The following is a 10697-nucleotide window of genomic DNA, read 5'->3' on the forward strand; positions in this document are numbered from 1 at the left end:
TAAAACGTTGACCTATGACCGTGGACGCGAGATGTCAGAACATAAAATACTCGAAGAAGATTTAGGCATAGATGTATATTTCTGTGACCCACATTCACCTTGGCAAAAAGGCACATGCGAAAATATGAATGGTTTAATTAGGCAATATTTACCTAAAGGGATTGATTTAAATCAGGCAGATCAGCATTATTTAAATCAAGTTGCCATGTCACTGAATACTCGTCCTAGAAAGGCGTTAGATTGGCTTACACCATTAGAGAAATTTGCTCAGCTTGTTGATTATCATATGGCTTTTGAAACTGTCGCACCTCATGTTTGAATTCGCCTTTATTCAAGTCTAAAAAAACATCAAATATTCAGTTTTTATAGCTTTTGTGGGGACGACACAACTATTACAATACAGTTTATAAATAGTTTAACTCTTCAGCAGTTTTAGGCATGTTATGACTTCAATGTCGAACACTACCCAAAAGCACTTTATTGTTGAGCAGTTTCCTCTACCGACTTGGGTCAGTGATGAAAAGGGCTTAATTTTATACTGCAATACGGAGTGTACAAAGTACTGGCGCGATACTTCTCCTCCATTGTTTCAGCAATGGTTAGATTTCGTGTACCCTGCCGATTTAGAAGAAGTTAAAAATAAATGGTTAGATGCTATAGGGCTCCAATCAAGAGTTGAGTTTAAATGCCGTCTTTTGCATAAGAGTCACCACTATCGATGGTGTAAGCTTTCTATTCAATTGTCGAAATACCATGAATCTTCTCAGGAAAACGAATGGTTTGTTAGTTTTCTAGATATTGACCAAGATATACAAGAGCAGCAAAGCTTACGAAAAGATATCGATATACAAAATCAAATGCTCGATATCAGTGTCGATTGTATTAAAGTTTTAAATACAGATGGCACTGTATCTCATATGAATAAATCAGGATGCCTTGCATTAGGTATACCTGTAGATGAAAAAAAATTTGGCATGAGATGGTTAGATCTTTTACCCTCTCATATTCGTAAACGTGGAAGAGTTGCTTTAAAAAAAGCCCTACAAGGTAAAGTAGCCCGATTCGCCGGCATGAGTTGTTTACCAAATCAAGAGCCTGAGTATTGGGATAATATGCTTACCCCAATTCAACATACAAACGGCGAAATTATTCAAATATTGTGTGTTTCGCGAAATGTCACTCAACAGTATCTTACCGAAAACCGTCTAAGGGATATTAGCGAGAGAGATGAACTCACAGGATTATTTAATAGACGCTCATTTAAGCTTCAACTAAAACGTACTCTAGCCTACTCAAGGGAAACGCAAACAAGTGTAGGGCTACTTTTAATTGATTTAGATCATTTCAAACACATTAATGACACCATAGGTCATAGTGCTGGTGATCACTTATTAAAAATACTATCCAAACGTTTTAATCAATGTGTAGACCATGAACAATGTTCTGTGGCTAGATTAGGTGGCGATGAATTTGCAGTTATTGTCAGCCATCTAAAAAATGAAAATGATGTGCGCGAGCTTGCTGAAGTATTGCTTCAGCAACTTAATCAACCTATTACGTATGCCGGTAATGTACTCAACGGCGGGATGAGCATTGGCTGTGCCATTTATCCTCAAGATGCTGTTGATCAATCAAGTTTATTAAGCTGTGCAGACATGGCACTGCATGACTTAAAAGCTCGAGGTCGTGGCGGTATACGTATGTATAACCCGAGTATGATGCAATTAACCGAGGCAATCGCGTCTCAACTTAACATTGCCCGGCAGCTTATTCGTCACCATACCATCCAACCTTATTATCAACCTAAAGTTGATTTAAAAACACATACTGTCGTGGGCTTTGAAGCATTACTCCGTTGGCATACGACCTCGGCTCAGACAGGTTTACCTTCTCAGATTGCTGAAGCTTTCAAAGATTATGATTTAGCAAGTAAAATTGGTGAAATCATGCAGCATCAAGTTTTGCATGATATGGCTAAATGGATAAAATTAGGTTTTCAGCCCCTTCCAGTATCTCTAAATGCTGCACCAGTTGAGTTTTTAAGAGATAATTATGCAGAACGGCTATTAAAAAAAATTAATCATCTAGCAATTCCTACACATTTAATTGAAGTAGAAGTTACTGAGCATATGCTTGGGGACCGTGGTTCGGAATATGTTATTCGCGCACTCAATAAACTAAAACAACATGGAGTACGCATTGCTTTAGATGATTTCGGAACAGGATTCTCTTCTCTAACGCATATAAGAGATTACCCAATTGACTGTCTAAAAGTCGACTGTAGTTTTATACAAAAGATGCAAAATGATCCATCAATTTATGCAATTGTTCAAGCCATTGGCTTACTTGCTCCAAATCTCTCACTTGGTCTAATTGCAGAAGGTATTGAAACACCAGAACAAGAAGAATTACTTCTTCAATTTGGCTATAACATTGGACAAGGCTTTTTATTCGAACAAGCTATCGATGCCAATCAGGTTGTATCTATTCTCAAACAAGGTCAGGCTTATTTAGAAAGCCATTATTCAATGAGTTAATCTCTACCTTTAAAAAGGTCGCTCACTTTGCACACTAAAAACACACAATAGAAATCATAAAATTGGCGATAATATAACCATAACGATAACAAGCTTAGGTTCTTCAACAATAAATATTGTCATAAGACAATAAGGAGCAATATATGAGTTATCACCATATTTTAGTTCCAGTCGATGGTTCTCCTACTTCACTTATTGCGGTTAACCATGCTGCAAGCCTTGCTAAAGCGTTTAACAGTAAAGTCACTTTAGTATATGCGCTTACTATTGATCCTTTTATTTCAGTTGAAATCATCGATAGTACAGAAATTGCGCAAGATTACTTTAATAAAGCGAGAGCTTCGATTCAGGGCATCTTAGATCAAGCTAAAGAACAATTTAATCAACACGGAATTTCTGTTGAAACAAAGATTGTTGAGGGTCAAACAATTCACACAGAAATTATTAAAGCAGCAACTGAACTAAAAGCTGATTTATTAGTAATTGGTTCTCATGGGCGAAAAGGTTTTAAAAAGTTTTTCTTAGGAAGTGTAACGCAAGCACTCTTAGGAGAAATCCATGTACCAGTGTTGGTCGTAACTGAATAAATACATCTAAAGTTGTGTAAAAACCCAGCGATAGCGCTGGGTTTTTTGCGTAGATTACTTTCCGTTATACGTAAATTTAATGAGAGAACCTGGATTCTCTAAATTATTTGTTACGGAACCATCATCTTTTTGCACATTCCCAGCCGTATCTGTCAGTACATATAGAACATTACCCTCCGGACTTGCAATCACATCACGATAACGGTTATTGCTTTTAAACATCGGGATAGCATCATCTAAAGTCACACTATACGTCGGGTCTAGCTTAATACGGAAAATTACCCCACGTTTTAAAGATGGTACCAATAATGTATTTTCCCATCCTGAAATTGCTTTTTTGCCTCCCGTATATACATATGCCGATGCCGGCGCAACTGTTGGCCAACAAACATAAGTCATATCACCACAAGTTGGATCATTGTAGTTATAGGTATCTTGAACGGTATACAACGTTTTCAAAGGGGCTACAAAGTTTTTACCAGTCCATTCAGATTCTTTAGTCACCGGAACCCCTTCAGCTACTTTTATTCCGTTTTGTCCAAAATCCTTAACTTGTGATTTATTGGTTGCAGCCGAATAGTTAGCATAAGCATAACCACTATCATCTTTATAACCCGCTACATTTGGCCAACCATAGTTCCCACCTTTTAAAATGAGATTAATTTCATCATCAGAATTTGGTCCTTGCTCAGATTGTAAAAGCTTTCCGTTTGGAGCAAACGCTAAACCTTGTGGGTTACGGTGCCCTAAAGTGTAGATATGACTCACTACTCCGTTAACGCTTGGGTTATCTTTGGGAATACTTCCGTCCAGATTTAGGCGTAATACTTTACCCATATATGTATGGTAGTCTTTACTGTTGAGCTCTTGCTGGGTTGGAGTGTGCTGTGCCTGATTTGGTAAGAACAAATAAGCTAGCTGATTACGGCCTTGGTCACCAATTGTATAATAGATTTTTTGGTCTGGACCAATGACGAGACGACCAGACTGATGGTCTTTCGATGATGGCAAGCCAGCAATCAAATCGACAGGTTTTTCAAATGTATCTGTTGTTTTATTATAGGTATATCTACGGATAATCGTTTGGTTAGGTAATTCTTTATCTGTAGATTTTGGATTTTTAAAAGTGCCCGAAATATAGATATAAGGGTTATGTTTAAAGTCAGGATGAAAAGCAAAACCTAATAAACCATTTTGACCATCAGCATCATTTACAATTTCAGGAACCTGAAAAACGGTTTTTGCGCTACCAGACTCAGGATTTACTCTCAAAATTTTACCAGTCGCACGTTCGGTTAACCAAATCTGATTGTCTGGTCCCCATAACAAAGCATGAGGTTTATTCAAGTTAGACAGAATAACTTTTTTATCAAAATTTTGTGTTTTTGCTTTAGCAAATTGTGCTGGGGTAAGAGGAATATCCGCAAATGCCGTATTAAAGGTAAATAGTTGTGCAGCACCTAAAAGAGTGATCTTCGCTAATAAATGTTTATTCATAATTCCACCTTATAAATTTTTTAAAGAGTTAACCCACACTAAAAACGTTTGATTTGTATGCGTTCTCTATATCTTTTGTATTATGATGAATAGCATATTTATTAAAATCCAAATTTCTGAAAGGCTCTGTTGCATAAAAGTAGCTATTCAAAACCAATAAATATCTTAGAAATGCCCTATGGTTCCCCCCTACCAATAATTCATTTATTTTTTAAAACGATTAATCCGAAGAAAATCTTTGTTAAAGTAATTGAAAAGTAAAAATTAATACTGAAACAAACAATTCAAATTATAAAAATATACATAACACAAAGCCAAAAGTTCCAAGCTAGGACTTAAGCATTAAAGCAGAAATCAGGTTTAGTTATGTGTGCAAATTTTAAACCCCTTAAAAAAGCTCATGCTCATCAATTAGGCTTATTTGAACCTACTTTTGACTACAACTCGGATGTCTATCCAAGCGATGACTGTCCAATGATCTTATCTCAACAAAATGAATGGGAATGGAGAAAAGTTAAATTTGGTATGCTACCTCCATATGCAAAAGAAATAACTTTTAAATACGCAACTTATAATGCGAGGACTGAAGCGGTTGAACAAAAACGTTCCTTTAAGCATGCGTGGTCACACGATCAATTCGCACTTATACCTGTTGAAGCTATTTATGAACCTAAATATATCAATGGTAAAGCTCATTGGTATGGCATATTCCGTCAAGATGGAAAGCCATTTACACTTGCAGCAATTTATGAAGAAACCATAATTGATGAGCAGAAAGTTAGAACAATGTCATTATTAACAATCAATGCAAATCGACATTCTTTTATGAAACAGTTCCATAAACCAGATGATGAAAAACGTTCAATTATTGTAATACCTGAAGATCTTAGAAATGATTGGTTAAATTGCAAGCATGATGAAGCCTCTGACTTTTTCCTAGATATGCCATTAAATGAATTTACGTCTTTGCCCAAAGCTGAGATGAACAAATCATAAAATAGTTAAATGTCTGATAAGTGAAAGTAGCAAGCTTAAATGGCTCCGCCTAATAACTTATGTTATCCTTCGCGCTTCTTTAAAACTTCAAATTTTCATTATCCATGACACTTACGCCACCTTAAGTTTATTTACCCCTCTCCTTTGTAAATAACTCATCACTGTCTAGTGATGTGGTGTAGTCGCTTGTGTATTGGTATATCACATCACTAGCCTTTCTAAAATTTAAAATTCTAGGCTATTTCCATGTTAACGAATCTTCGAGAACAATGGTTCTCTAATGTCCGTGCAGATATTCTTTCTGGGCTTGTTGTTGGTCTGGCTTTAATTCCAGAGGCGATTGCCTTTTCAATTATTGCAGGTGTAGATCCCCAAATCGGTTTATATGCGTCTTTTTGTATTGCAGTTATTATTTCTTTTGTAGGTGGCCGTCCTGCCATGATTTCGGCAGCAACAGGTGCTATGGCCTTAGTCATGACGACCCTAGTGAAAGAACATGGTCTTCAGTATTTATTCGCAGCTACTATTTTGACGGGTGTCATACAAATCGTAGTGGGATATCTTAAGCTTGCTAAGCTCATGCGCTTTGTTTCTAAATCGGTTGTGATTGGTTTTGTAAATGCTCTCGCCATTCTCATTTTTATGGCTCAGCTTCCAGAGTTAGTCAATGCAAGTTGGCACGTCTATCTATTAGTTGCTATTGGTTTAGCAATTATTTATCTATTTCCTTATGTACCAAAGCTTGGAAAATTTTTTCCATCTCCCCTTATATGTATTGTTATAGTCACATTACTTACCCTCCTTTTTGGTATTGATGTGCGAACAGTTGGCGATATGGGAGCACTACCAAATACTCTACCTATTTTTTTAATTCCAAATATTCCTCTTAATCTAGATACACTTCTTATCATTGTTCCTTATTCATTAGCGTTAGCTGCAGTTGGCTTACTTGAGTCGATGATGACAGCCACAATTGTTGATGAAATGACGGATAGCCCGAGTAATAAATTTAAGGAATGTAAAGGTCAAGGTATTGCTAATATTGCCTCGGGTTTTATGGGTGGGATGGCTGGATGTGCAATGATTGGACAATCAATGATTAATGTTAAATCAGGTGGCCGTACACGCTTATCTACTTTATGTGCAGGTATATTCTTGCTGATTTTAGTTGTATTTTTAAGTGATTGGTTGAAAGTTATTCCTATGGCTGCACTTGTTGCTGTCATGATTATGGTATCAATCAGTACTTTTGAGTGGAGTTCACTTACACAATTTAAAACTCATCCTAAAAGTAGCAATATCGTCATGATTGCAACCGTTGTAGTAGTTGTAGCTACTCATAACCTAGCACTAGGCGTATTGACGGGTGTATTACTTTCCGCGCTTTTCTTAGCGAATAAACTTGAAAATGATGTACACGTGATAACCTCATTAGAAGGCAACTCTCGTTTATATGATTTAAGAGGACAAATCTTTTTTAGTTCTTCAGATAAATTCATGCAAAGCTTTAACTTTAAAGAAGAAGTAAAAGAAGTCATTATTGATCTGACTCATTCACATATTTGGGATATCACTTCGGTTGCAATGCTTGATTCAGCAGTGGAAAGGTTTCAAAAGAATGGCATACAAGTTACTGTACGTGGTTTAAACGAAGCCAGTTCAGTCATGATTGACAAGTATGGTACACATGCAAAAATTTAAAAAAGGTCCTGCGGGACCTTTTCAATCATAGAGAATTATATTTTTAAGGAGATTTATATAATAAACGGTTTGGGCTACCAGATGGATTTTTCACCACATCACTAGTCGCTTGATTTAGCAGATTGGATGTTATCGTTTGAGGTGTAGCTGTAGGTGTACTTTGAAGAAGTTCAGCAACTACTCCAGCAACATGTGGAGTTGCCATGGAAGTGCCATTTAATACTTTAGTGGCCGTATTACTCCCAATCCAAGAAGAGTTAATTTGACTTCCGGGCGCAAAAATATCAACACAGCTTCCGTAGTTAGAATAGCTTGCTCGAGTATCAGTATTGTCAGTTGCAGCAACTGTAATTGCATTACTTGTTCTCGCCGGAGAAGAAGTACATGCATCTGTATTTGAGTTACCAGCAGCTACGACCATTACATAGCCATTATTATATAAGTTTTCTACTGCACTATCTAAAGAAGAGCTTGCCGCCCCACCTAAGGACATGTTTACAACAGCTGGTTTACTTCCATTTTTCAAAATCCAATCTAAACCAGCAATAACATTACTCGAAGCACCGGAACCATCACATCCTAAAATCCGAACAGGGACAAGTTTTACATTCTTGGCAACACCATAAGTGGTACCGCCTACCGTTCCAGCAACATGTGTGCCGTGCCCATTACAATCAGTCGTACCATTACCATCAGATATTGCTGTATATCCACTTAATACGCGACCTGAAAATTCTTGATGAGTAGATAATATACCAGTATCAACAATATAAGCTGTTGTCCCGGTACCAGTTTGCGAATAAGAATATGTTGAATTTAATGGTAAAGCTTTCTGATCAATACGATCTAGTCCCCAATCAGCATTAGTTTGTGTCGTTGCATCAATATTCACTACAGTATCATTTTCTACAGAAAGAACTTGAGGGTTCTTTTTCATCGCTTCAATGAACGCTGTTCCTGCGGTATCAGGTAAATAAATTGCAAAACCTTTAAGAGCACTGTCGTAGCTTTGTAAAATTCTGCCACCATGCTGTTTTGCAATATTCTGTGCAAAATCTTTCGCAGCCCTAATATCCTTATTCAAAATGACAATATATTGATTTTTAATAATTCCTTTTGCTTGAGAAGAATCTATTGCAGAATTTAAAAGATTAGGTGCCGCATAAGCTAAATGAGTCGCAGCCATTGTAAGAAAAACAGCAGAAACCTTGCGAATCTTCATGTGTATCTCCATATATTATATTTCAGGTATTTTTATGATAAATAATAATTTTTTTATTTCAGAATTAAATTCAAGATGGAAATCTTAAAGATTTTTATCTGTTTTTAAACCTAAATCATATTTTCATAATTTTTTATTCCACACAATATGCTTCAACTTTTTCAATAAAAATTGTGATAGAAATCTAATTTAAATTTATATATTTTATTTTTTTATAGTGAGATGTATTTTATTATTTTGGAGAAATAAAATAAAAAAATATAATCATAATGAGCAATACTATAGTTGCTAGTGATAAGTAAGTTCCAACAGTATTAAAACTTTTCAAAAACTTCAAAATATCCATAACAATATGATAATTAATAAATTAGTAAAATTATTTCAAAATTTATCAATTCATGCAACTCCAAGTAATTTACAATTTTTTTAACTATAAGTCATACGTATAATAAATGTATAGATATTTTATTTATTCCAATTACCATTTAAACTATCTAACTCTAATAATTTTATTTAAATAAATTAATTTTATGAAAAAAACTTTTAATAAAAAATACCCTCATATCTAAAATATGAGGGTATTAAAATAAACAACTTTACAGACGCAGTATATGCATAAGTAAATATACACCTTTAAAGATATATTTACAATGCTTCTTTAAAATTTTCATTTAATACGACCTGATCCTTCCTACTAACTGCTGCTTTAGTATGCTAAATATTTTTTAGCTAAGGATGATGCAAAATAAAAAAGTCCGTATCTTGGGAAGCTACGGACTATAAAACTCATCTAAGCAACAGCTAAACAGTTTGTCGATTAGAGAGAAAACACTATCCTTTTAATCTAATTGAGTTATTAATTTAGGTCAACTTGAAATCAAACATAGTGATAAAAAGCCACTTAAATGTGATCTATTCTACATTTTTACTTAAACATAACCAAAAATGAATATATTTATTTCAAATTTAATAAAACATATTATTCGATGCAGCATCTCTTAGCAAAAAACAAACTATTGATTTAAATAGTAAAATATAATTAAACTATTCTTATAAAGTTCAGCGCCTACATCCATATCTATTTAAATATATATTTAAAATAGTGGTCTAAAATTGAATAATGATTAACTCCAGAAATAGTCTCGAAAGAAACTAACTCATGACCCGCACTGCATCTGTGTTCAAAATAATTTTGGCTTTGCCACTGCAATTCACTTAGCTCCAACCCTCCACACAAAATCCTACAAGGTATATCAGTCTGCTGTTTCTGATAAATAGGGCTATATTTCAAAATATCCTCTTCTGATAAGTTTAATGCATGATTTAAATGAGTCTCCTTTATAGGAGATAAATCATAAATACCACTTAATAAAGCCAATTCTGATAATAAAGGATGGTTTAAACATACAGCTCCAAGATGTGCACCTGCTGAATGCCCTACTAATAGAACTTCATTCGTTTTCCAATTTTGTTTAGCAATAAAATCTAGAGCTTTCTGAATTTGCATAACCATTTCTGAAATATGACTTTGAGGAGCCAAGTCATATTCTAAAAGTACACACTGGGCTCCTTTTGCTAATATATACGGCGCTATAAAAGCAAAATCCGATTTATCACACCACTGCCAATAGCCTCCATGAATAAAAATCACGGTTTTATTGGTATGTTCACAAGGAAAAAAATCCATCGTTGATCGGTTCTGTGAACCGTACTTTATATCTTTTATATGGTGATAAGTCTGATAACTCAGCAAGCTTGGCGAATTCAAACATGAGGTGCGACAGTTTCAAAAGCCATATGATAATCAACAAGCTGAGCAAATTTCTCTAATGGTGTAAGCCAATCTAACGCCTTTCTAGGACGAGTATTCAGTGACATGGCAACTTGATTTAAATAATGCTGATCTGCCTGATTTAAATCAATCCCTTTAGGTAAATATTGCCTAATTAAACCATTCATATTTTCGCATGTGCCTTTTTGCCAAGGTGAATGTGGGTCACAGAAATATACATCTATGCCTAAATCTTCTTCGAGTATTTTATGTTCTGACATCTCGCGTCCACGGTCATAGGTCAACGTTTTACGCAGTTCTGCAGGTAAATATTTCAGAGCTTCAGTTAAAGCCTTGCGCACTGATTCTGCCTTTGCATCAGGTAA

General features: G+C 35.2%; 9 protein-coding genes and 1 pseudogene. 5 read left to right on the forward strand and 5 right to left on the reverse strand.

Annotated features, from left to right (window positions below):
• The 3 genes from J671_RS25610 to J671_RS23695 form a co-directional block, all read left to right on the forward strand.
• A partial coding sequence (locus J671_RS25610; RefSeq protein WP_000618904.1) for an IS30 family transposase occupies nt 1-319 on the forward strand: 319 nt, incomplete at its 5' end.
• 124 nt (nt 320-443) lie between these two features.
• Nucleotides 444-2537, forward strand: a complete 2094-nt coding sequence (locus tag J671_RS23690; protein ID WP_031983695.1) for a GGDEF domain-containing protein — start codon at nt 444-446, stop codon at nt 2535-2537.
• 143 nt (nt 2538-2680) lie between these two features.
• A complete protein-coding gene (locus tag J671_RS23695) occupies nt 2681-3124 on the forward strand; it encodes a universal stress protein (RefSeq protein WP_004708443.1) in 444 nt (147 codons plus the stop codon).
• Nucleotides 3125-3178: 54 nt separating this feature from the next.
• Here J671_RS23695 and J671_RS23700 read toward each other — a convergent pair whose 3' ends face one another.
• Nucleotides 3179-4621, reverse strand: coding sequence for a glucose/sorbosone family PQQ-dependent dehydrogenase (locus J671_RS23700; RefSeq protein ID WP_031983697.1), 1443 nt, complete (start codon nt 4619-4621; stop codon nt 3179-3181).
• A gap of 366 nt (nt 4622-4987) precedes the next feature.
• On the opposite strand from J671_RS23700, the gene J671_RS23705 reads away from it, so the two are divergent.
• Both J671_RS23705 and J671_RS23710 read left to right on the forward strand, forming a co-directional pair.
• Nucleotides 4988-5617 carry an SOS response-associated peptidase family protein gene (locus J671_RS23705; protein ID WP_031983698.1) on the forward strand — a complete coding sequence of 210 codons (630 nt, stop codon included), beginning with the start codon at nt 4988-4990 and terminating at the stop codon, nt 5615-5617.
• 246 nt (nt 5618-5863) lie between these two features.
• Entirely contained in the window at nt 5864-7318 is a 1455-nt protein-coding gene (locus tag J671_RS23710) for a SulP family inorganic anion transporter (RefSeq protein ID WP_031983699.1), read from the forward strand.
• Nucleotides 7319-7361: 43 nt separating this feature from the next.
• Here the strand turns inward: J671_RS23710 and J671_RS23715 are convergent, their stop codons facing one another.
• The 4 genes and pseudogenes from J671_RS23715 to J671_RS0105230 all read right to left on the reverse strand — a co-directional run.
• Nucleotides 7362-8540: a S8 family peptidase gene (locus J671_RS23715; RefSeq protein ID WP_031983701.1), complete on the reverse strand. Its 1179-nt coding sequence runs from the start codon at nt 8538-8540 to the stop codon at nt 7362-7364.
• Nucleotides 8541-8772: 232 nt separating this feature from the next.
• Nucleotides 8773-8886 (reverse strand): hypothetical protein, encoded by a 114-nt coding sequence (locus J671_RS26350; protein WP_080593683.1) that lies wholly within the window; start codon nt 8884-8886, stop codon nt 8773-8775.
• A gap of 732 nt (nt 8887-9618) precedes the next feature.
• A pseudogene (locus tag J671_RS0105225) lies at nt 9619-10296 on the reverse strand (alpha/beta hydrolase); the annotation flags it as partial.
• 8 nt (nt 10297-10304) lie between these two features.
• Nucleotides 10305-10697, reverse strand: a 393-nt coding sequence (locus tag J671_RS0105230) for an IS30 family transposase (RefSeq protein WP_031983704.1), incomplete at its 5' end; no start/stop codon positions are given.

This window comes from Acinetobacter sp. 1130196 (genome assembly GCF_000588095.1).
Classification (GTDB): Bacteria; Pseudomonadota; Gammaproteobacteria; order Pseudomonadales; family Moraxellaceae; genus Acinetobacter; species Acinetobacter nosocomialis.